Origin of the sequence: Rhodococcus sp. Z13 (genome assembly GCF_025837095.1) — a bacterium.
GTDB lineage: Bacteria > Actinomycetota > Actinomycetes > Mycobacteriales > Mycobacteriaceae > Rhodococcus > Rhodococcus sacchari.
In genome coordinates, this window is sequence record NZ_CP107551.1 from 3,232,017 (window position 1) to 3,252,991 (window position 20,975).

Here is a 20,975-nt window from a genome sequence, read left to right on the forward strand (position 1 = left end):
CCGCCGGAGGCCCGGACCCGGGCGGGTTCAGTCGATCCGGCGGCGGTGCGCCCACCGCGTCAACGCGTTGCGGTTCGACTGCTGCGTCTTGCGCAACACGTTCGACGCGTGCGTCTCCACGGTCTTCACCGAGATCACCAGCTCCTCGGCGATCTCCCGGTAGGTGTAGCCGCGGGCGAGCAGCCGCAGCACCTCGAGCTCGCGCGGGGTCAGCGAGTCGAGTTCGGGATCGAGCGGCGGTTCCGGTGCCGCCGAGCGGCCCGTGAACGAGTCGAGAACGAAACCGGCCAGCCGCGGGCTGAACACCGCGTCGCCACCCGCCACCCGGCGCACCGCGTCGGCGAGATCCGGTCCCGAGATGGTCTTCGTGACGTAACCGCGGGCACCGGCGCGGATCACGGCGATGACGTCCTCCGCCGCGTCGGACACGCTCAGGGCCAGGCACACCGGGCCGTCGGGGATGCGCTGGAGGACGGCGACCCCGCCGCCCTCGGGCATGTGGACGTCGAGGAGCACGACATCCGGTTTGCTCGCCTCGATCCCGGCGACCGCCTCGGCGACTCCCCCGGCCTCCCCGACGATCTCCATGTCGGGTTCGCGCCCCAGTTCGGTGCGCACTCCCGAGCGGAAGACCGCATGGTCGTCCACCAGGAAGACGCGGAAGGGACGGCTGTTCGCGGTGGCATCGCTCGATGTCGCCGGAATCGAAGTCACTGGGTCTGCTCCTCGGGGCGGGGGTCGGTCACCTCCCACTCTAGGGTCGACGTGGCGGCGGTCGCGTCGGTGGCCCGCTCCCGGGCGGTATCCACGGCCCGCTCCCGGGCGGTATCCACGGCCCGCTCGCGGGCGGCGTCGGCACCGGTGGTACGCGGCATGTGGATGCGCACCTCGGTGCCCTTGCCGGGACTGGACTTCACCACGGTCCGGCCGCCGCGGCGCTCCACCCGCGCCCGGATCGACTTCGCCAGGCCCTGCCGGTCCTCGGGGACCTGATCGGGATCGAAACCGACACCCCGGTCGCGCACGAACACGCTGACCTGGTGCGGTTCGACCTCCGCGAACAGATCCACACCGTCCACCCCGGCATGCTTGGCGGCGTTGACGAGCGCCTCTCGGGTCGCGCCGAGCACGGCGGTCGCGGCCTCGGGGGTGAGATCCCCGTCGTCGGGCGCGATGTCGCCGACGATGACAGGCTGGACCGACAGGCCGTACTGGTCCTCCACCTCCCCGGCGATGGTGCGCAGCGTCTCGGCGAGCGAGGTGCGGGGTGTCTCGTCCCCGCCGAACAGCCAGCGGCGCAGTTCGCGTTCCTGGCTGCGGGCCAGACGCACGACCTCCTGCGCGTCACCGGCCTGCTTCTGAATGAGCGCAAGGGTCTGCAGCACCGAGTCGTGCAGGTGCGAGGCGATCTCTTCGCGTTCCTCGTTGCGCACCCGCGCAGCGCGCTCGACCTCGAGGGCACGCCACATGCGGATCCACAACGGCACCGACAGCAGGGCCGCGCCGACCAAGGTGACCACCACCGCCAGCAGCGACGAGCGCAACGCCGCCACGTCGACCTGCGCGATGACCATCACGCCGAGACCGGTGACGACGAGGGTGAGCCCGCCGAGCACCCGCGCCCACGTCAGGACGGTGGGACGGGCGGGCAGACCGAGTATCGACCGGGGTCCCTCGACGTCGAACTCGCGCCACACGAGGGCCGCGCCGACGATGACCACGATGATCGGGACCACCACCCCGGCCGCGCCGCCGCTGAACAACCACGACAGGCCCACGGCGAGACCGAGACCCATGAAGGCCAGGCCGATGGCCCGGCGGCGTTCGGAGCCGGTCGGCCGCTCGGTGTCGGAACCCGGGGGCACGAACATCCACAGCAGGCCGTAGGCGGCGATACCGAACCCGCCGAGCGCGGCGAGCACCGTGAACGCGACACGCACCTTGATGGCGTCGATACCGAGATGGTCGGCGACGCCCCCGGCCACACCGCCCACGATGCGCCCGCCCACGCGCCGTTCGAGGCGGGGTACGGGCACGGGAAGTTCGGGAATCGACTGCACACCTCGATACTGGCACGCGCCCCGAGAGCCCTGCATCGGGGACGAACCCTGATGTCCCGGTGCCGTATCGGGCCGGAAGATCAGGGTTGGTCCCTGATGTGCGGCGCGTTCCGGCCCAGCAGGATGGGTGCCATGGACACGAGAAGCTTCCAGGAACAACTGGCGCATCTGTGGCGGACCCGCCCGGTGCGGTTGCCGCGACAGGGCCACATCGCCGGGGTGTGCTCGGGTATCGGTGTGCGCTACGGCGTCGATCCCGTCCTGATCCGCGTCGCCTTCGTCGTCTCCGCCCTGTTCGGCGGGGCCGGTCTCGTGTTGTACCTGGCGGCCTGGGTGCTGTTCACCCGGCACGGCGACGAGGTCTCCGCCCTCGAATCGCTCGTCGGCCGCGGGGCGAGTTCGGAGTCGACGACCAAGGTCGTGGTGATTCTCGTGGCCCTGGCCATCGCCGCCGGCGCGATCGGGCCCGTCGGGACGAGTTCGGGGGGCTCCGGATTCATCGGCACGGTGCTGATGCTCGGCGGCTGGTGGCTGCTGTACCAGCGCCGGCCCGAGCCACCCGTGCTCCCGGCGCCGGAGGGCCCGGACCGGTCCCAGCAGGCCTTCCCGCAGCCGCCGGTGACCTATCCCTACCAGTACCCCTGGTCGGCTCCCGCCGGTACGTACACCGACGCGTACACCCGTCCGCCGGTGCCGCCCGTCGCGGAGAACCCCACCGCGGCGCCGGAGTCGCCGGCTCAGAACCCGGCCCCCGCGACGGGCGCGTTCGCGAAGCCCGATCTCCGCAAGGACACCGCAGTTCCCGCGCAGAACGACACCGCGGCTCCGCTGCAGAACGACACCGCGGCTCCGCTGCAGAACGTCCCAGCGCCTCCCCTGCTCGGATCGGAGATCCCCACACCGGAACTCCGTACCCCGCCCGCCTGGGACCCCCTGGGTGTCGCCCCGTTCGCGTGGGACCTGCCCGACCCGACGTCCACGCACGAACCCGCTCCCACCGAGAACAAGCGGTCGCGTCTGACTACCACGATGCTCGGCCTGGCCGTGATCGCGGCGGCCGTGACCGCGGCGATCGGTGCCGCCGGCGACCTGGCCTGGGTCACCCCCGCCCGGGTGGGCGCCGTCGCCCTCGCCGTGATCGGCCTGGGTCTGCTGATCGGCGCGTTCCTGCACCGCGGCTACGGACTGCTCGTGGTGACCGGTCCCCTGCTCGGTTTCGTCGTCCTCGCCTCGTTCGTCGGCCCGGTCGACCCCGCGAACTGGGGCAACCGTGTCTGGGCCCCGACGACCACCGACGAATTGCAGTCCGAGTACCGCTCCGAGTTCGGCGCGATGACCCTCGATCTGCGCGACCTCGACCTCACCGAGGACCGCACGGTGCAGGTCGACGGCCGGTTCGGCAGGGTCGACGTGATCCTGCCGGAGAACCTGGACGTCCGCGCCACCTGCACGGTGGACCCCGGTGAGCTGCGCAGGTGCCCCGCCCCCGGTCTGGACGGGGGCCGCGACGGCGAGGGCGGACCGGTCCTGAACCTGGACGCGAACATGGAATTCGGAACTCTGGAGGTGCGCCGTGGCTGATCACGAAACCGGAACGACCACCGAGGATCGGACCGGGCGCACCCGGAAGGGCCCGTCCTTCCTGCTCCTGCTGTCCGCTCTGGCGGCGCTGCTGGTGAGCGGATGGGCCATGATCGGGCCGTTCCCCGTCGACTTCCTCGCAGCCGTGGACCTGGGGTGGGTCCTGGTGGGTGCGGCCCTGCTGATCGGAGCGGTGTTGGTCTTCCTGCCGAACCGCCGCCGATAGCGGGCCCACCTACGCGACGACCCCCGGACCGAAAGGTCCGGGGGTCGTCGTCTCACCGCCCTCGGCGAGTGAGGGTGGGGATCACTCCCATTCGATGGTTCCCGGGGGCTTGCTCGTCACGTCGAGCACCACGCGGTTGACCTCCGCCACCTCGTTGGTGATGCGGGTGGAGATCCGCTCGAGGGTCTCGTAGGGCAGACGCGTCCAGTCGGCGGTCATCGCGTCCTCGCTGGAGACCGGACGCAGCACGATCGGGTGACCGTAGGTGCGGCCGTCGCCTTGCACACCCACGCTCCGCACGTCGGCGAGCAGCACGACCGGGCACTGCCAGATCTGGTTGTCCAGGCCGGCGGAGGTGAGTTCCTCGCGGGCGATCGAGTCGGCGCGGCGCAGGATCTCGAGGCGCTCGCGGGTGACCTCACCGATGATGCGGATGCCGAGGCCCGGGCCGGGGAACGGCTGGCGGCCGACGATCTCCTCGGGCAGACCGAGCTGACGTCCGACCGCGCGCACCTCGTCCTTGAACAGCAGGCGCAGCGGCTCGACCAGCTTGAACTGCAGGTCCTCGGGAAGACCACCGACGTTGTGGTGGCTCTTGATGTTGGCCGTGCCGGAACCACCGCCCGACTCGACGACGTCCGGGTACAGGGTGCCCTGCACGAGGAACTCGATGGTCTCGCCCTTCTCGGCACCCTCCCCGAGGATGTCGGAGACCGCGCCCTCGAAGGACCGGATGAACTCGCGGCCGATGATCTTGCGCTTGGTCTCCGGGTCGGTCACGCCGGCGAGTTCGCGCAGGAAGGTCTCGGAGGCATCGACGGTGACCAGACGGGCGCCGGTCGCGGCGACGAAGTCCCGCTCGACCTGCTGCCGCTCACCCTCGCGCATGAGACCGTGGTCGACGAACACACAGGTGAGGCGGTCGCCGATGGCGCGCTGCACGAGCGCGGCCGCGACGGCGGAGTCGACACCACCGGACAGACCGCAGATCGCGCGGCCGTCGCCGATCTGCTCGCGCACCTGCTCGACGAGCGCGTCGGCGATGTTCGCGGCGGTCCAGTCGCCGGGGATCCCGGCGATCTCGTGGAGGAAGCGGCTGAGCACCTGCTGGCCGTGCGGGGAGTGCAGCACCTCGGGGTGGTACTGGACACCGGCGAGGCGGCGGGCGCGGTCCTCGAAGGCCGCGACGGGAGCGCCGGCGCTGCGGGCGGTGACCTCGAAGCCCTCGGGGGCCTCGGTGACGCCGTCGCCGTGGCTCATCCACACCGGCTGCGTCTCGGGCAGGCCCTCGTGCAGCACACCGCCGGTCACCGTCATCTCGGTGCGACCGTACTCACGGGCACCGGTGTGGGCGACGGTTCCGCCGAGCGCCTGGGCCATCGCCTGGAAGCCGTAGCAGATGCCGAAGACCGGGACGTCGAGATCGAACAGCCCGGGATCGAGGCGCGGGGCGCCCTCCTCGTACACACTGGCGGGGCCACCGGAGAGCACCACGGCGCGCGGGTTCTTCGCGGCGATCTCCTCGACGGTGGCCGTGTGCGGCAACACCTCGGAGTACACGTTGGCCTCGCGCACCCGCCGGGCGATCAGCTGGGCGTACTGGGCTCCGAAATCGACGACTACGACCGGTCTGGACTGCTGGCTTTGCGACGACACTCGAACAGTCTATGCGGCCGCGCCGGGTGGTCCCGACGCGGCCGCTGACGAACGGGCTATGCGACCCGGCCGCCGCCGGTGATCTCGACGACGGGCAGGCGCAGGGCGCCGGGTGCGTCCTCGGGCACCACCGGGTTCTTCGGGGCGATCGGGGCGAGGCGCTGGTAGGGCTTCCCCTGCTCGGGCCGCTGATCCTCCTCCCCCTTGTTCGGCCACAGCGACGCGGCGCGTTCGGCCTGCGCAGCGATGGTGAGCGAGGGGTTGACGCCGAGGTTGGCGGAGACCGCGGCACCGTCGACGACGCTCAGCGTCGGGTAGCCGTAGACGCGGTGGTAGGGATCGATGACACCGTGCTCGCGGTCGGATCCGATGACGGCGCCGCCGAGGAAGTGGGCGGTGAGCGGAATGTTGAAGATCTCACCCCAGGTGCCGCCCGCGATGCCGTCGATCTTCTCGGCGATGCGGCGGGTGGCCTCGTTGCCGGCGGGTATCCAGGTGGGATTCGGCTGCCCGTGGCCCTGCTTGCTGGTCACCTTGCGGCGGCCGAAGAGCCCCTTCTTCGTGTAGGTGGTGATGGAATTGTCGAGGTTCTGCATCACCAGGGCGATGATGGTGCGCTCGCTCCAGCGGTGCACCGACAGCATCCGCAGCATCTTCACCGGGTTCTTCGCGACCTCGGCGAGGAACTTCGCCCAGCGCGGGACCGGGCCGTCACCGTCGGTCATGAGGGTCTGCAGCAGCCCCATCGCGTTCGAGCCCTTGCCGTAACGAACGGGTTCGATGTGCGTGTCGGGGGTGGGGTGGAACGACGAGGTGATCGCGACACCCTCGGTGAGCTTCATGTCCGGGTCGACCTTCAGCTTCCCGGCCCCGACGATGGACTCGGAGTTGGTGCGGGTCAGCTCGCCGAGCTTGTCGGACAGCTCCGGCAGCGCGCCGGTGTCCTTGAGGTGGTGCAGCAGGTGCTGGGTGCCCCAGGTGCCGGCGGCGAGGACGACGTGCCCGGCGGTGTAGGTGCGGCGCCGCTTACGCACCCAGGCGCCGGTGCGTTCGGTGAACACCTCCCAGGTGCCGTCCGCGCCCGGGCGCAGGTCGGTGACGGTGGTGAGCGGCACGATCTCCGCGCCCGCCTTCTCGGCGAGACCGAGATAGTTCTTGACGAGGGTGTTCTTGGCGCCGTGCCGGCAGCCGGTCATGCACTCGCCGCACTCGATGCAGCCGGTGCGGTCGGGCCCGGCGCCGCCGAAGTAGGGGTCGGCCACGGTGCGGCCGGGTTCGCCGAAGAAGACGCCGACGGGGGTCTGGACGAAGGTGTCGCCGACGCCCATGTCCTCGGCGACGGACTTGATGACCTTGTCGGCAGCGGTCATCCGGCCGTACTGCACCACACCGAGCATGCGCTTGGCCTGCTCGTACCAGGGGCTGAGCTCGTCGTGCCAGTCGGTGATACCGGCCCACTGGCGGTCCTCGAAGAAAGCTGCCGGCGGCTTGTAGAGGGTGTTGGCGTAGTTCAGCGATCCGCCGCCGACGCCCGCGCCGGCGAGGATGAGGCAGTCGCGCAGGAGGTGGACACGCTGGATGCCGAAGCAGCCGAGCTTCGGCGCCCACAGGAAGCGGCGCAGGTCCCAGCTGGTCCTGGCGAAGTCGGCGTCGGCGTAGCGGCGGCCGGCCTCGAGGACACCGACCTTGTAGCCCTTCTCCACCAGGCGCAGCGCTGTGACGCTTCCACCGAAACCCGATCCGACGATCAGGACGTCGTAGTCCGTGACCCGCTGCTTACTCATGGAACCTCCAGCGACGAGATGGTTACCGGCCAGTATGCACCCGTTGGTGTGAGGGCTGGCACACACTCCGACTCTACCCGTTACGTCGAGTAGCACGAAAATGTCGCGGTCGCCGCACACAGACGACGGTGGCCGGGCACCGCGTCGTCCGACGCCGTGCCCGGCCACCGTGGAAGGTGCCGGAAGGATCTATCCGCGCACGGACAGACCGACCTTCTGGAATTCCTTGAGGTCCGAGTACCCGGCCTTCGCCATGGAGCGGCGCAGGCCGCCGACGAGGTTGAGCGAACCCGACGGATCGTCGGACGGGCCGAACAGCACCGTGCCGAGGCTCGGGCGCTCACCCTGCTCGACCCGGACCGCCGCGCCACGCGGCATCGACGGGTGCCCGGCCACCGACGGCCAGTACCAGCCGTGCCCGGCGGCCTCCTCGGCGAGCGCCAGCGGGGCACCGAGGACCGCAGCGTCGGCGCCGCACGCGATCGCCTTGGCCAGATCACCGGCGGTCTCGATGTCGCCGTCCGCGATGACGTGCACGTAGCGGCCACCGGTCTCGTCGAGGTAGTCGCGACGCGCCGCGGCGGCGTCGGCGATCGCCGTGGCCATCGGGATGCCGATGCCCAGCGAACTGCTCGTGGTGGTCCCTTGCTTCGTCGAGCCGAAGCCGACGATGACACCGGCGGCACCGGTGCGCATGAGGTGCAGGGCGGTGCGGTGGTCGCTGACGCCACCGGCGATGACCGGCACGTCGAGCTCCGAGATGAACGTCTTCAGGTTGAGCGGCTCGTCCTCGCCGTGGGCGACATGCTCGGCCGAGATGATCGTGCCCTGGATGACGAGCAGGTCGATACCGGCCTTCACCAGCTCGGGCGTCAGGGCCCGCGCGTTCTGCGGGCTCACCCGCACGGCGGTGGTGACCCCGGACTCCCGGACCTGCGCCACGGCGGCGGCCAGCAGGTCGCTCTGCAGCGGTGCCGCGTGCAGTTCCTGCAGATAACGCACCGCTGCGCGCGGATCGGTGCTCGCGGTCTCGGCGAGCCGGGCGATCACCGCGTCGACATCCGCGTGGCGACCCCACAGTCCCTCACCGTTGATGACGCCGAGACCGCCGGCCTTGCCCAGCTCGATCGCGAAGGTGGGCGAGACCAGGGCGTCGGTCGGGTGGGCGAGAACGGGGATGTCGAATCGGTACGCGTCGATCTGCCAGCTCGTCGACACCTCCTTCGACGAACGGGTCCGCCGCGAGGGGACGATGTTCACGTCGCTCAGCTCGTACGTGCGTCGGGCCGTCCGGCCCATACCGATTTCAACGAGGTCGCGCACGCGCGCCCCTTTCTCCTGATAGACGGTGCTCCCGTCGTATGTGGGACGGGACCTGTGCGGACGCGGACCCTACCGGACCGCGTAGTTCGGCGCCTCGGCGGTGATCGTGATGTCGTGCGGGTGGCTCTCCTTCAGCCCGGCAGCGGTGATCTGCACGAACTGGGCCTCCTGCAGCTGCTCGATCGTCGACGAGCCGGTGTATCCCATCGCCGCGCGCAGACCACCGATGAGCTGGTGGGTGACCTGCTGCAGCGGACCGCGGAACGGCACGCGTCCCTCGATGCCCTCGGGGACGAGCTTGTCCTCGGAGAGCACGTCGTCCTGGAAGTAGCGGTCCTTCGAGTACGACTTGGCCTCGCCGCGGCTCTGCATCGCGCCGAGCGAACCCATGCCGCGGTAGCTCTTGAACTGCTTGCCGTTGACGAGGATCAGCTCACCCGGGGATTCGGTGGTGCCGGCGAGCAGCGAACCGAGCATCGCGGTGGACGCGCCGGCGGCCAGGGCCTTGGCGACGTCGCCGGAGAACTGCATGCCACCGTCGGCGATGACCGGCACGCCGTGGGCACGCGCCACGGTGGACGCCTCGAGGATGGCGGTGATCTGCGGGGCGCCGACACCCGCGACGACGCGTGTGGTGCAGATGGAGCCGGGGCCGATGCCGACCTTGACGGCGTCCACACCGGCCTCGATGAGGGCCTCGGTGCCCGAACGGGTCGCGACGTTGCCGCCGATGATCTGGACGCGGTCGCCGACCTCGGTCTTGAGCTTGGAGATCATCGACAGCACGTTGGCCGAGTGACCGTGGGCGCTGTCGACGACGAGCACGTCCACGCCGGCGTCGACGAGGGTCATCGCGCGGGTCCAGGAGTCGTCGCCGACACCGACGGCGGCGCCGACGAGCAGCCGGCCGTCGCGGTCCTTGGTGGCATTGGGATGCTGCTCGGTCTTGACGAAGTCCTTGACCGTGATGAGGCCGGTGAGCTTGCCCTGGCCGTCGACGATCGGCAGCTTCTCGATCTTGTGGCGGCGCAGCAGGCCGAGCGCGGCCTCCGCGGTGACGCCCTCACGCGCGGTGACGAGCGGGGCCTTGGTCATGACCTCGGCGACCGGGCGGTTCTGGTCGACCTCGAACCGCATGTCGCGGTTGGTGATGATGCCGACGAGCTGACCTTCGTCGTCGACGACCGGCAGACCCGAGATGCGGAAGCGGGCGCACATGGCGTCGACCTCGGCGAGGGTGTTGCTCGGCTTGCAGGTCACCGGATCGGTGACCATGCCGGCCTCGGACCGCTTCACGGTCTCGACCTGGCCGGCCTGGACTTCGGTGGCCATGTTGCGGTGCAGCACGCCCATGCCGCCCGCGCGGGCCATCGCGATGGCCATGCGGGACTCGGTGACGGTGTCCATCGCCGAGCTGACCAGCGGGATCCGCAGGCGGATCTCGCGGGTCAGCCGGCTCGAGGTGTCGACCTGGCTCGGGACGACGTCGGAGGCCGCCGGAAGCAGCAGCACGTCGTCGAAGGTCAGACCCAGCATCGCGACCTTGTTCGGGTCGTCACCGCCGGTGTGCACACGCCCTCCGGTACTACTCATGCGGTTCGGACCCTCCGTGACATCGATGGGTGCGGACGACGGTTCCGTCGTCCGGCAACGGGAATGGATGAAGGATGTACATGCTCCCGCCCCGATGAGCGGATCGGGAGCTGCACGCATCTGCAATGGTATCCGTTGGTGACAACCGGTTCGGCCGCAACCCTGTTCCCCGGCCACCGTCGTGTTCTGCGTCACCGCCTCGTACACCCGTATTTCCCGGCGTGTCCGTCCTGCACCGCTGGCGCAGACCCCCTGGAACTGCGTACCGTGGAGTCGTGCGTGATCAGTTGCCTCCCGGACTGCCACCGGACCCGTTCGCAGGAGACCCCGACGATCCGTCCGCCGCACTGGACGCGATCGAGCCGGGGCAACCGCTCGACCCTGCCGAGCGGCTCGCGGTGGAAGAGGACCTCGCCGACCTCGCCGTGTACGAGGCGCTGCTGGCCCCGCGCGGGATCCGCGGGCTCGTGGTGTGCTGCGAGGACTGCCATCAGGACCACTACCACGACTGGGACATGCTGCGGGCGAACCTGCTCCAGCTGCTGGTCGACGGCACCGTGCGTCCGCACGAGCCGGCCTTCGATCCGTCCCCCGACGCCTACGTCACCTGGGACTACTGCCGCGGTTACGCGGACGCGTCCATGAACGAGGCACTGCCCGTCGACCCCTACGGCCTCGACGGCTGACGACGCACACAGGAACGACCACTCGGGCCCGGCAGCTTCCGCTGCCGGGCCCGAGTGGTATCCGGGTTCGTCTCCGAAGGAGCGCTATTCCACCGTCTCCGAAGGAGCGCTATTCCACCGTCGGGGTATCCACCGCCGAGGAACCCACGTCGGTCCCGCCGTTCTGCTGCGTGCGGGGCAGAGTGTCCGAGATCGGTGTCTGCGGGCTCGAGGACGGGGACTGCGGCACCGACGACGACTGGCTGTCGGAGGTCGGCGGTGCGGTGGTCTCCGACGGGGTCGTCGTATCGGCGGGCGTCGGCGGCACCAGCAGGACCGTCGGGTCCACCGTGGTCTTCGGCGGCGACGAGGTACCGGTCTGCGTGTCGGCCGGCGACGGCGACTGCGTCACCGACTGCGGAACCTCCGACGCACCGGAGGTGACCGGCGGCTGGACGACCACCCCGGACTCTTCCGGCAGTGTGGCCTCCGGCGTCACCGGCGGGGGCGGCACCTGCGGCTGCGGTGTGAGCTTCTCGATCTCCGCCGTCAGGCGCTGCATCCAGTCGTCGAGGACGCTGCGCTCCTGGGGGTTGCGGACCTCACTGGACCGGCTCTCCGCGGTACTCAGCAGAGCCCGTGCCTCCTCGGGATTGCCCTCGGCGATCAACTGTTCGGCGCGTTCGAGCGTCGAGGCCGTCTCGATGCGGGCCTCGGTCGACTGGGCCTGTTCGCTGAAGACCACCTGCTTGACGCCCCAGAGCGGGTCGCCGGGTTCGGCTCCGTAGGAGATCGCGGTCGCGCCGCCCAGAGCCACGGCCACGAGCGCGGCTGCACCGGCGAGGGGGCGGATCAGACGCAGTTGACCCTTGGAACGAGTACGCCCGGTGCCGACCGCGGATGCGCCGGCGAAGGTCTCCCGGGCGCCGATCTCGCGGTTGACCGCCGCCACGACCTCGTCGAGGTCGGGGCCGACGGGCATGGGCTCGGCGAGGATCTCCGCGCGCCAGTCCGCCAGCAGTGTGGCGAGTTCGTATTCCTCGTCGGTCTCGGTCTCGACCGGTCCGTCACCCGAGATCGCATCGATCAGGGCGTCGTCACGCCGAACGGCAGCGAGGTCCACGGAGGTATCGTCGTCGGGAGATTCGTGGTCGAAGCGGCCGCCCGAGAAACGCCTCCTACCCATTCCGCTCACCTGCTCTCGTGACTTCCTTCTTGAGTCTGGCGATGGCCCGGTGTTGGGCCACCCTGATGGCTCCTGCGGTACTACCCACGGCCGCGGCGGTCTCCTCCGCCGACAGACCCATGACCAGCCGGAGGATGAGGATCTCGCGCTGCTTCTCGGGCAGGGTGCCCAGCAGCTGCTTCATCTGGCGACTCGTCTCGGAGTTGATCGCATATTCCTCGGGGCTGTCGTCGAGCGACATCACCTCGGGTACGTCCGCGACCGGTTCGGCGCGGTTCCGCGCCGCGCTCCGATGCGCGTCGGCAACCTTGTGGGCTGCGATTCCGTAGACGAACGCCATGAAGGGGCGTCCCTGGTCCTGATATCGCGGCAGAGCGGTCATCACGGCCAGGCACACCTCCTGAGCAACGTCGTCTGCAGAGAGCTGGCCGCGCTCTGCAGTTCCGACCCGTGCGCGGCAGTACCGCACGACGAGGGGTCGGACAATGGCAAGAACCTGGGCGAGGGCCGCCCGGTCACCTTGCGCAGCCGCAGCAACCGCGGAGTCCAACTCCTCACCCATAACAGTCATCGATTGCGCAAGTCCTGGCGTTACAAGTCGGCACCACCCGGCCGGATGGGCTTCCACCTGACAGTGGAACACCCCCAGAGTAACGACCACAACAGACCGATCGGCATGCCACCCGCTCGGGCCGGGACACCGTTGCTACCCGTTCGTTGCGAATCGGCCACCCCGGTGCACGACCGTGTCCCGGGCGCGATCCCGCACGTGCGCGGCCTCGTCTCCGCCGCCCAGGCCGTGGAGGAGCATCGCGGCCGCCCACTGCAGCGGCACCAGCCCGTGTTCGCCGGTGCGGGCGAGTACCTCCGCCGCTGCCTCCCGTGCAGGTCCGAGGTCTTTTTCGCCGGTAAGCGAGGCCGCCCGGACGAGTTCGGACTTGATCGCGTGGCGGACCGAGCCGAAGGTCTCCGACAGGGCCACCGCCCGCTCTGCGTGGGGTCGCGCGGTGGCGAAGTCGCCGGCCGCCAAAGCGGTCTCCGCACTCACCCAGGCGAGACGGATTCGTTGCCTGAGGTACGGCGCGTCGCCGCCCCCCGGCCCGGCTGTCGCAGCACCGCCGGCCTCCGCTTCGTCCAGCACGGAGGCGCAGCGGGCGAGCAGGGTGCGGGACACCGGCAGCCGGCCGCGGCCGAGCGCGTCGGCGGCCAGACCGGTCACGGCGTCGCACCAGGCCCGGACGGACGGAACGTCCCCGGCCCGGACCGCACCGACGGCAGCGAGAGCACGCCCGTCGAGGATTGCGGCGGCGCGGTGTCCGCCGAGCTGCCGGAGCAGCGACGCCTCGGTACTCGCCCCCAGCGACGCCCACACTCCCCTGTCCCCCACTCGACCGCGCAACCGTGCGAGTTCGGCTCGGGCCGCGGCGTATCGGCCCTGCCCGCCGAGGGCGACGGCCCGCAGCCAGGAGTGTTCGGGATCGGCCGCCGGGGGCAGCGGGTGCAGGCCGGGGCGGTCGCCGAAGGCGGCGATGCGGAGCAGGTCGGCCGGGCCCTGCGACGGCGCCGGCGGAAGGTCGCGTTCGGTGAGGGCGTGAATGGACATCGCGAAATCATCCCACCGTCCGGAATGGGGCCGAGTTCGGGGCTCCGGGCCGGAACCGGCACCATTCCCGAGAAATTCTCACCGTGAGCGCAAATAGTCCGAGGTTGCGGGAATGATGCATCGGAGGAGAAGTCCGTCCTGAACATATTTTTGAACAACGGGTTAAAACATACGAACAGCATGTAAGATCGAAGCTTTCGTGCCGCGATGCCGGTACGGTCGATGTTCCACCCCCGGAACAACGCGTTCACCAGGAAGTTCGGGACGTTCGACCCGCCCGGGCGCCGAGAGGATACCGCCTTTCGGCCCACACTGCAGGGTCTAGGCACGCTCGGCGGGAAAAGTAAACATTTCCACGGTTAAATCTTGGCCGGAGGGTTATGGACTTTCCCACTGATCCGAAGTGTTGACGACGAATCGTTATCAATTCTACGGTGAGGTCGATTGATTCGGATCACAGAGGGAATCCCGAAGGATCCACGGTCCGCTCGCATCAACGGTGCGAGCCGCTGCAGAAGGAGTGCCACCATGCCTGCCCCACACATCCTGCCCGGCCCGAACGCGGATCTCTGGGATTGGCAGATGCACGGCAAGTGCCGTGGTGTGGACTCCTCCGTGTTCTTCCACCCGGACGGCGAGCGTGGCCGCGCTCGCGCCCAGCGGGAGAACCGTGCGAAGGAGCTGTGCCGCACCTGCCCCGTCCTCGTCCAGTGCCGCGAACACGCCCTGGCCGTCGGCGAGCCCTACGGCATCTGGGGTGGAATGTCGGAGACGGAGCGCGAACTGTACACGCGCCGTCGCCGACGGAAGGTCGCAGTGTGAGCAGCCCACCCGACCGGTGAGACGACCGACCCTACGACGAAGGCCCCGCGCAGAAGCGCGGGGCCTTGTCGTTCACCTTCGGGCGCGTCGTTCACCTTCGGGGCGTCGTTCACCTTCGGGCCGTCGTGTCCCCTTCCGGGCCGTAACCGCTACCCGGAAGGGGTCCCGATCCTAGTGGGCGTGGCCGTGACCGTGACCGGCGTCGGCCTCCTCCTGAGGCTTCTCGACGACGGCGCTCTCGGTGGTGAGGACCATGCGCGCCACCGATACGGCGTTGACGACCGCGGAGCGAGTCACCTTGACCGGGTCGACGACACCCTCGGCGACGAGATCGCCGTAGGTCAGCGTCGCAGCGTTGAAGCCCTGGCCGCGCTCGGCCTCGGCGACGCGGTTGACGACGACCGAGCCGTCGAGACCGGCGTTGGTCGCGATCCAGTACAGCGGAGCCTCGAGAGCCGCCCGCAGAGCGGCGACACCGGTCGCCTCGTCACCGGACAGCGAGGCCTGCAGCTCCTCGAGCGAGCGGGCGGCCTGCACCAGCGCCGAACCACCGCCGGGCACGATGCCCTCCTCGACGGCGGCCTTGGCGGCGTTGACGGCGTCCTCGACGCGGAACTTGCGTTCCTTGAGGTCGGTCTCGGTGGCCGCGCCGACGCGGATGACCGCGACGCCACCGGCCAGCTTGGCGAGGCGCTCCTCGAGCTTCTCGCGGTCCCAGTCCGAATCGGTGGCCTCGATCTCGCGGCGCAGCTGGGCGGCGCGGGCCTCGATGTCCTCAGCGGTGCCGGCACCGTCGACGATCGTGGTGCTGTCCTTGGTGACGACCACGCGGCGGGCGGAACCGAGCAGGTCGAGGCCGGCGTCCTTGAGCGTCAGGCCCAGGTCGGAGTTGATGACCGTACCGGCGGTGACGACGGCGAGGTCCTCGAGGAAGGCCTTCCGGCGGTCGCCGAAGTACGGGGCCTTGACAGCGACGGCCTTGAGGGTCTTGCGGATCGCGTTGACCACGAGGGTCGACAGCGGCTCGCCCTCGATGTCCTCGGCGATGATCAGGACCGGCTTGCCGGACTCGGCGATCTTCTCGAGGAGCGGGAGGAACTCGGGCAGCGAGGTGATCTTCTCGCGGTAGAGCAGGACGAGGGCGTCCTCGAGGACGGCCTCCTGGGCGTCGACGTCGGTGATGAAGTACGGCGACAGGAAGCCCTTGTCGAACTGCACGCCCTCGGTGACGACGAGCTCGGTGTTGAGGGTGGAGGACTCCTCGACCGTGACGACACCGTTCTCACCCACGCGGGTGAGCGCCTCGCCGACCATCTCGCCGATCTCCTCGTCGCGCGAGGAGACGGTGGCGACCTGCGCGATGGCGGTCTTGCCCTCGACCGGGGTGGCGGCCGCGAGCAGGGCCTCGCTCACCTTGTCGGCACCCTTGGCGATGCCGGCGCCGAGCGCGATCGGGTTGGCACCGGCTGCGACGTTCTTCAGGCCGGCCTTGACGAGGGCCTGCGCGAGCACGGTGGCGGTGGTGGTGCCGTCACCGGCGACATCGTTGGTCTTGGTGGCGACGCTCTTGACGAGCTGGGCGCCGAGGTTCTCGAACGGATCCTCCAGCTCGATCTCGCGGGCGATGCTCACACCGTCGTTGGTGACGGTCGGGCCGCCGAAGGCCTTGGCGAGGACCACGTGCCGGCCGCGGGGGCCGAGGGTGACCTTGACGGCGTCGGCGAGCTGGTCGACGCCGCGCTCGAGCGCCCGACGCGCGTTCTCGTTGAACTCGATTTGCTTGGACATGTTTTCCGGCTACTCCTGGAATCGGATGGTGCGCAACGTATTCCGCCCCGGGTCCGAAACACGGGACACCGGGGCGGAATGCAAGCGGTCTACTTGGAGACGACAGCCAGGACGTCGCGCGCAGACAGGATCAGGTACTCCTCGCCGGCGTACTTGATCTCGGTGCCGCCGTACTTGCTGTAGATGACGACGTCGCCTTCCTTGACGTCCAGCGGGATGCGCTTCTCGCCATCCTCGTCCCAGCGGCCGGGGCCGACGGCGACGACGGTGCCCTCCTGGGGCTTCTCCTTCGCCGTGTCCGGGATGACCAGGCCGGAGGCAGTCGTCGTCTCGGCCTCGTTGGCCTGGACGAGGATCTTGTCCTCGAGCGGCTTGATGTTCACGCTCGCCACGATGAGCCCTCCACTTTCAGGGGTATTGGGGTCCGAGATTCGGGTCTCGGACACGGGTGTGTTCAGTCATCACGGTGACTCCGCACGCGTCCCGTCGTCGCGGGTGCCGGGTCGGCGCTCGGTGTCACTAGCACTCTATACACGAGAGTGCCAGCACTCAAGGGCAGCGGGCGCAAACGCGCCGCCGAGCGCGTCGCGGGGGTGCATGTTACGGTTGGATAACGGAAACCGATGAGCGTGATCGTTCGGTGACCTCCGCTCCGGAGGAGTGCGCACAGCGCCTGTCGTCGATCACGCACGGAAGGTGAACAATGCCCACGTCGCTCGGCATCTCCGTCGGCGCCTCCGGCGTCGGCTCGGCCCTGCGCGTCGACACCGCGACCGGTCCCACGACCGAGTTCCGCAGACTGACCGCCGAATCCGAGTCGGGACGTGGCCTCGGAGACCTCGTCTTCGACGCCGTCTCGCTCGTCTCCCCCACCGGCAGCGCCGCACCGGACCCGATCACGGTCGCCTACCGCACCGCGGAACAGGCAACCGAGATCCGTGTCGCCGCCGAACGCGCCGGACGCATGGTGCGCCTCGTTCCCGAGACCTCGGCGGTTCTCGCCTACCTCCACACCGTGGGTGTCCGGCGCGAACCGGGCACGATCGGCATCGTCGACGTCGGCGCCTCCGGCACGACCGTCTCCGTGCTGGACCGGGTCAGCGGCACGGTGCTGCGCTCGGACCGGACCGAGCTGGTCGGCGGGCGAGTGCTCGGCGCCCGGGTGTTCGACCACGTCCGGCAGGCCACCGAACGCCTGCGCATCCGCGGGCAGATCGACCCAGATCTCCTGGCCGCCCGCTGTCAGGGCGCCCAGGAGGCGCTCTCCAGTGCGTCGACCACCCGCATCGACATCACCGAGGCCGGTCCCCGGGCATCGGTCACGCTCACCCGCTCCGAACTGAACGGGCTCACCGAGGACCTCGCCCGGGCCGCGGCGGAGTTCACCCGCCGGGTCTGCACCTCGTCGTCCCCCACCCCGCACACGCTGGCGCTGCTCGGCGGTGCCGCCGCGTCACCGGTGCTCGCCGAGGCCGTCGCCTCCGCGTTCGACGGGGAGATCGTCACCGTGCCCGAGCCCGGCGCCGCCGCCGCGATCGGCGCGGCACTGCTCGGCGAATCAGCGTCCGCGGACCACTACCCGCTGGTCGGCTCCCCCACCCGCAGCGGCGTGGGCTCGTCGGGCCGGGTGTCCGGTGTCCTCGCGGGGGTACTCGTGCTGAGTGCGGTGCTGGCCGGATTCGTCACCCAGCACTTCACCGACCACGACGGCAGCGACACCTCGGTCTCCCCGCTGCTCACCAGCGGAGCGGTTCCCGACGAGGAGCCGGCGACCTCGGCCGGGACGGGTATCCCCTCGGACGACCCGGAACCGGAGGTCGCCACGGACCGCACCGATGCGGAGGACTATCCCGCACCCACGACGATCCCCTGGCCGGAGAGCACCTGGACCCCGTCGACGACCGTCGAGCGTCCGTCCACGACGTCGTCGACGACGGTGACCCCCACCCCCATCGACCAGGTGCCCACCCCGGAGTTCTCGCCGGAGAACACCCCCATGACGCGGCCGCCTCGGCCGGACACCGCCGCGCCGGGTTCGCAGCTCGCTCCCCCCGGCACGACCACTCCGGGTTCGGAACTTCCCGGCAGCACCGGTCCGGCGACACCGCCCTCCACGACGGAACCCGGCACCGACGGACCCGACGGCGGTGAGGGTCCCGACCCGAGCGACACCACCACCCCGCCCTCGGACATCCCGACGTCGGGCACCCCGTCGCCGGCACCTCCGCCGGCATCCACCGAGTCCCCGTCCACGTCCCCGGAGGAGACCTCCGAGGAGGCCACCGCGGACGGCGGGACCACTGAACCGTCGACCAGCCGGCCGTGGACGGCGGAATCGTGGGCTACCGGGCCGATGCTCGGCGGGGCGCACATGGACGTCACCGCCCCGGACGGGTGGCCCTTCGGGCGATAGCCGTCAGACGGTGATCTGCGAGACCGACACCGGCAGGCCCGGATCGGTCGCGACCCCCAGCGACGACGGCTGGGCGCCACCGGCGATGAGGTGGGCGCCGAGCGCCGCGATCATCACGCCGTTGTCGGTGCACAGGCGCGGCCGGGGCACACGCAGCGTGAGCCCCGCGGCGGCGCACCGCCCCTCCGCGAGTTCCCGCAACCGGCTGTTGGCCGTGGCACCGCCGCCGAGAACCAGGGTGTCGACCCCGAGGTCCTGCGCCGCGCGCACGGCCTTCATCGTCAGCACGTCGGCGACGGCCTCCTGGAATCCGGCGGCGACGTCGGCCACCGGCACCGGCTCCCCCGCGCGTTCCTTCGCCTCGACGAACCGGGCCACCGCGGTCTTGAGACCGGAGAAGGAGAAGTCGTGCCGCGCGTCGCGCGGGCCGGTCATGCCGCGCGGGAAGACCACCGCCTCGCGGTCGCCCTCCCGGGCGAGCCGGTCCACCTCCGGGCCACCGGGATAGCCCAGCCCCAGCAGTCGGGCAACCTTGTCGAAGGCCTCTCCCGCGGCGTCGTCGACGGTGGTGCCGAGTTCGACGATGGGCTTGCCCAGGTCCTCGACGTGCAGCAGGTGCGTGTGTCCACCGGAGACGAGCAGCGCCACGCAGGGCGGCATCGGTCCGTGTTCGAGGGTGTCGACCGCGACGTGCCCGGCGAGATGGTTGATGGCGAAGAACGGCACGTTCCACGCCGCCGCGTACGCCTTCGCCGCCGCGACCCCGACGAGCAGCGCGCCCGCGAGGCCCGGGCCGATGGTCGCGCACACCGCGTCGGGCCGGGCGATACCGGCCTCGTCGAGGGCGCGGCGCATGGTGGGGACCATCGCCTCGAGATGCGCGCGGGAGGCGATCTCGGGCACCACCCCGCCGAACCGGGCGTGTTCGTCGACGCTCGACGCGACCGCGTCGGCGAGCAGTTCGAGGGTGCCGTCGCCGACCCAGCGGACGATGCCGACACCGGTCTCGTCGCACGAGCTCTCGATGCCCATCACCACGGGGTTCTCCGGCAGACGGACCGGGGCACTGCTGGTGGTCACTGCTGTGACTCCTCTCGCGGATCGGGACGCCGCATCGTGTACGCGTCCGCGCCGCTCGGCTGGTAGTAACGCTTCCTGGTTCCGACGATCTCGAACCCTTCACGGTGGTAGAGGGCGATCGCGGGGTCGTTGTCGGTGCGCACCTCGAGGAAGACCGGGCCGCCCCACCGGTCGGCCACCCGCAACAGCTCCCCCAGCAGGGCGCCGCCGATGCCGCGGCGGTGGGCGGCGGGGTCGACGCCGATGGTGTGGACCTCGGATTCGGGGTCGATCGCGGTGCCGAGCCGGGCCAGGCCCGCATACCCGATCAGCCGTCCGTCCCGGTCGCGGGCCGCGACGTAGTGGTTGTGCGGTGAGGCCAGTTCCGAGAGGAACGCCTCGGCGCTCCACGGGTCGTCGCCGGGGAACAGGACCTGTTCGAGTTCGGCGCAGCGCGGGGCGTCCTCGGGGCGCAGCGGGTCGAGGACGACGGCGGGTTCCGCCGGCGCGTTCGTGTCGTCGGGGGTCGTGTTCATGCTCGGCGGTTCGCGGGTTCCACCGCGTCGGGTCGGCGCAGGTACAGGGGCACCAGCGGGGCCGGTTCGGTGCCCGCGCGGAGGTCGTCGGCGGCCACGGCGACGAGCGCGGCCGGGGACGGCGTGTGCACGTCGACGGCCGGCAGGTCGAACAGTGCGACGTGGGCGGGCGAACCCGCGATCCGCACGGACGGTTCGGCGGGCAGGTCGGCGGGCTTGCGCACCTCGGGGCCCTCGACGCGGCGACCGCCGGAATAGCGCGCCCAGTACACCTCGCGGCGTCGGGCGTCGGTGACGACCAGCAGGTCCTCCGTGACGTCGTGGCGACGGTGGGCGTCGACGGCGATGGCGTCGAGGCTGCACACGCCGTGGACGGGGATGCCCAGGGCGTCACCGAAGGCGGCGGCGGTGGCCATGCCGACGCGCAGGCCCGTGAACGGGCCCGGTCCCACGCCGACGACGATCGCGTCGAGATCGGTGGGGCTCTTCCCGGCCTCGGCGAGGCATTCGAGGATCTGCGGGGTCAGCACCTCCGCGTGTGCCCGCGGATTGTCGGTGACCCGGGCCGCGACCACCTCCGGCAGGGCATCACCGCCGTCGGCGTCGAGACGGACGAGTCCCGAGGTCACGGCGGGTGTGGCGGTATCGACGGCGAGCACGAGCACGATGTACCAGCGTAC

At 70.5% G+C, this 20,975-nt stretch carries 19 protein-coding genes; 5 read left to right on the forward strand and 14 right to left on the reverse strand.

All coding sequences use genetic code 11. The features are described from left to right. Positions 1-27: 27 nt before the first annotated feature. The gene (locus OED52_RS14905) at positions 28-714 is read right to left on the reverse strand and encodes a response regulator (RefSeq protein ID WP_264151637.1); all 687 of its coding nucleotides are present in this window, start codon (positions 712-714) and stop codon (positions 28-30) included. Next, a complete protein-coding gene (locus OED52_RS14910) occupies positions 711-2,096 on the reverse strand; it encodes an ATP-binding protein (protein WP_413247670.1) in 1,386 nt (461 codons plus the stop codon). Before OED52_RS14910 ends, OED52_RS14905 begins: the two co-directional genes overlap by 4 nt. A 96-nt stretch (positions 2,097-2,192) precedes the next feature. Here OED52_RS14910 and OED52_RS14915 point away from each other — a divergent pair, with 96 nt between their 5' ends. Both OED52_RS14915 and OED52_RS14920 read left to right on the forward strand, forming a co-directional pair. Continuing rightward, positions 2,193-3,641 (forward strand): PspC domain-containing protein, encoded by a 1,449-nt coding sequence (locus OED52_RS14915; RefSeq protein ID WP_264151639.1) that lies wholly within the window; start codon positions 2,193-2,195, stop codon positions 3,639-3,641. Next, positions 3,634-3,867, forward strand: a complete 234-nt coding sequence (locus OED52_RS14920; RefSeq protein WP_264151640.1) for a hypothetical protein — start codon at positions 3,634-3,636, stop codon at positions 3,865-3,867. The genes OED52_RS14915 and OED52_RS14920 overlap by 8 nt, the downstream gene beginning before the upstream one ends. 81 nt (positions 3,868-3,948) lie before the next feature. Here the strand turns inward: OED52_RS14920 and guaA are convergent, their stop codons facing one another. From guaA to guaB, 4 genes are all read right to left on the reverse strand, one after another. Then, positions 3,949-5,523 carry a glutamine-hydrolyzing GMP synthase gene (gene guaA, locus OED52_RS14925; RefSeq protein WP_264151641.1) on the reverse strand — a complete coding sequence of 525 codons (1,575 nt, stop codon included), beginning with the start codon at positions 5,521-5,523 and terminating at the stop codon, positions 3,949-3,951. Between the two features lie 56 nt (positions 5,524-5,579). Continuing rightward, positions 5,580-7,307: a GMC family oxidoreductase N-terminal domain-containing protein gene (locus OED52_RS14930; RefSeq protein WP_264151642.1), complete on the reverse strand. Its 1,728-nt coding sequence runs from the start codon at positions 7,305-7,307 to the stop codon at positions 5,580-5,582. Positions 7,308-7,496: 189 nt separating this feature from the next. Continuing rightward, on the reverse strand, positions 7,497-8,630 hold the full coding sequence (locus tag OED52_RS14935) for a GuaB3 family IMP dehydrogenase-related protein (protein ID WP_264151643.1): 1,134 nt from the start codon (positions 8,628-8,630) through the stop codon (positions 7,497-7,499). Between the two features lie 69 nt (positions 8,631-8,699). Further along, on the reverse strand, positions 8,700-10,223 hold the full coding sequence (gene guaB, locus OED52_RS14940) for an IMP dehydrogenase (RefSeq protein WP_264151644.1): 1,524 nt from the start codon (positions 10,221-10,223) through the stop codon (positions 8,700-8,702). 275 nt (positions 10,224-10,498) lie between these two features. On the opposite strand from guaB, the gene OED52_RS14945 reads away from it, so the two are divergent. After that, a complete protein-coding gene (locus OED52_RS14945; protein WP_264151645.1) occupies positions 10,499-10,909 on the forward strand; it encodes a DUF5319 domain-containing protein in 411 nt (136 codons plus the stop codon). A 109-nt stretch (positions 10,910-11,018) separates the two neighbouring features. On the opposite strand, the gene OED52_RS14950 is transcribed toward OED52_RS14945, so the two are convergent. The 3 genes from OED52_RS14950 to OED52_RS14960 all read right to left on the reverse strand — a co-directional run bounded on the left by OED52_RS14950 (position 11,019) and on the right by OED52_RS14960 (position 13,677). Then, on the reverse strand, positions 11,019-12,074 hold the full coding sequence (locus OED52_RS14950; RefSeq protein WP_264151646.1) for an anti-sigma-D factor RsdA: 1,056 nt from the start codon (positions 12,072-12,074) through the stop codon (positions 11,019-11,021). Beyond that, a complete protein-coding gene (locus OED52_RS14955; RefSeq protein ID WP_264151647.1) occupies positions 12,067-12,645 on the reverse strand; it encodes a sigma-70 family RNA polymerase sigma factor in 579 nt (192 codons plus the stop codon). The genes OED52_RS14950 and OED52_RS14955 overlap by 8 nt, the downstream gene beginning before the upstream one ends. A gap of 135 nt (positions 12,646-12,780) precedes the next feature. Beyond that, positions 12,781-13,677, reverse strand: coding sequence for a hypothetical protein (locus OED52_RS14960; RefSeq protein WP_264151648.1), 897 nt, complete (start codon positions 13,675-13,677; stop codon positions 12,781-12,783). Between the two features lie 528 nt (positions 13,678-14,205). Here OED52_RS14960 and OED52_RS14965 point away from each other — a divergent pair. Further along, the gene (locus OED52_RS14965) at positions 14,206-14,499 is read left to right on the forward strand and encodes a WhiB family transcriptional regulator (protein WP_264151649.1); all 294 of its coding nucleotides are present in this window, start codon (positions 14,206-14,208) and stop codon (positions 14,497-14,499) included. A 171-nt stretch (positions 14,500-14,670) separates the two neighbouring features. Here OED52_RS14965 and groL read toward each other — a convergent pair whose 3' ends face one another. Together groL and groES are read right to left on the reverse strand one after the other, a co-directional pair. Further along, positions 14,671-16,287, reverse strand: coding sequence for a chaperonin GroEL (groL, locus tag OED52_RS14970; RefSeq protein WP_264151650.1), 1,617 nt, complete (start codon positions 16,285-16,287; stop codon positions 14,671-14,673). A gap of 89 nt (positions 16,288-16,376) precedes the next feature. Continuing rightward, complete coding sequence (gene groES / locus OED52_RS14975) at positions 16,377-16,679, reverse strand: co-chaperone GroES (RefSeq protein WP_264151651.1); 303 nt, start codon at positions 16,677-16,679, stop codon at positions 16,377-16,379. A 311-nt stretch (positions 16,680-16,990) separates the two neighbouring features. Between groES and OED52_RS14980 the strand changes: the two genes are divergently transcribed. After that, on the forward strand, positions 16,991-18,700 hold the full coding sequence (locus OED52_RS14980; RefSeq protein ID WP_264151652.1) for an Hsp70 family protein: 1,710 nt from the start codon (positions 16,991-16,993) through the stop codon (positions 18,698-18,700). Between the two features lie 3 nt (positions 18,701-18,703). Here OED52_RS14980 and tsaD read toward each other — a convergent pair whose 3' ends face one another. From tsaD to tsaB, 3 genes are read right to left on the reverse strand one after another with little or no spacing between them, the layout of a single operon-like run. After that, the gene (gene tsaD / locus OED52_RS14985) at positions 18,704-19,732 is read right to left on the reverse strand and encodes a tRNA (adenosine(37)-N6)-threonylcarbamoyltransferase complex transferase subunit TsaD (protein WP_264154720.1); all 1,029 of its coding nucleotides are present in this window, start codon (positions 19,730-19,732) and stop codon (positions 18,704-18,706) included. A 44-nt stretch (positions 19,733-19,776) separates the two neighbouring features. Next, positions 19,777-20,295 carry a ribosomal protein S18-alanine N-acetyltransferase gene (gene rimI, locus OED52_RS14990; protein WP_264151653.1) on the reverse strand — a complete coding sequence of 173 codons (519 nt, stop codon included), beginning with the start codon at positions 20,293-20,295 and terminating at the stop codon, positions 19,777-19,779. Next, positions 20,292-20,960: a tRNA (adenosine(37)-N6)-threonylcarbamoyltransferase complex dimerization subunit type 1 TsaB gene (gene tsaB, locus OED52_RS14995; protein WP_264151654.1), complete on the reverse strand. Its 669-nt coding sequence runs from the start codon at positions 20,958-20,960 to the stop codon at positions 20,292-20,294. The genes rimI and tsaB overlap by 4 nt, the downstream gene beginning before the upstream one ends. Positions 20,961-20,975 lie beyond the last annotated feature (15 nt).

Bases quoted from the DNA above. Each gene is read 5' to 3' on its own strand.
- OED52_RS14910 (WP_413247670.1), bottom strand. From the start codon at position 2,096: ATGCAGGGCTCTCGGGGCGCGTGCCAGTATCGAGGTGTGCAGTCGATT.
- OED52_RS14915 (WP_264151639.1), top strand. From the start codon at position 2,193: ATGGACACGAGAAGCTTCCAGGAACAACTGGCGCATCTGTGGCGGACC.
- OED52_RS14930 (WP_264151642.1), bottom strand. From the start codon at position 7,307: ATGAGTAAGCAGCGGGTCACGGACTACGACGTCCTGATCGTCGGATCG.
- guaB (WP_264151644.1), bottom strand. From the start codon at position 10,223: ATGAGTAGTACCGGAGGGCGTGTGCACACCGGCGGTGACGACCCGAAC.
- OED52_RS14950 (WP_264151646.1), bottom strand. From the start codon at position 12,074: ATGGGTAGGAGGCGTTTCTCGGGCGGCCGCTTCGACCACGAATCTCCC.
- OED52_RS14955 (WP_264151647.1), bottom strand. From the start codon at position 12,645: ATGACTGTTATGGGTGAGGAGTTGGACTCCGCGGTTGCTGCGGCTGCG.
- OED52_RS14960 (WP_264151648.1), bottom strand. From the start codon at position 13,677: ATGTCCATTCACGCCCTCACCGAACGCGACCTTCCGCCGGCGCCGTCG.
- OED52_RS14965 (WP_264151649.1), top strand. From the start codon at position 14,206: ATGCCTGCCCCACACATCCTGCCCGGCCCGAACGCGGATCTCTGGGAT.
- groL (WP_264151650.1), bottom strand. From the start codon at position 16,287: ATGTCCAAGCAAATCGAGTTCAACGAGAACGCGCGTCGGGCGCTCGAG.
- OED52_RS14980 (WP_264151652.1), top strand. From the start codon at position 16,991: ATGCCCACGTCGCTCGGCATCTCCGTCGGCGCCTCCGGCGTCGGCTCG.
- tsaD (WP_264154720.1), bottom strand. From the start codon at position 19,732: ATGGGCATCGAGAGCTCGTGCGACGAGACCGGTGTCGGCATCGTCCGC.
- rimI (WP_264151653.1), bottom strand. From the start codon at position 20,295: ATGAACACGACCCCCGACGACACGAACGCGCCGGCGGAACCCGCCGTC.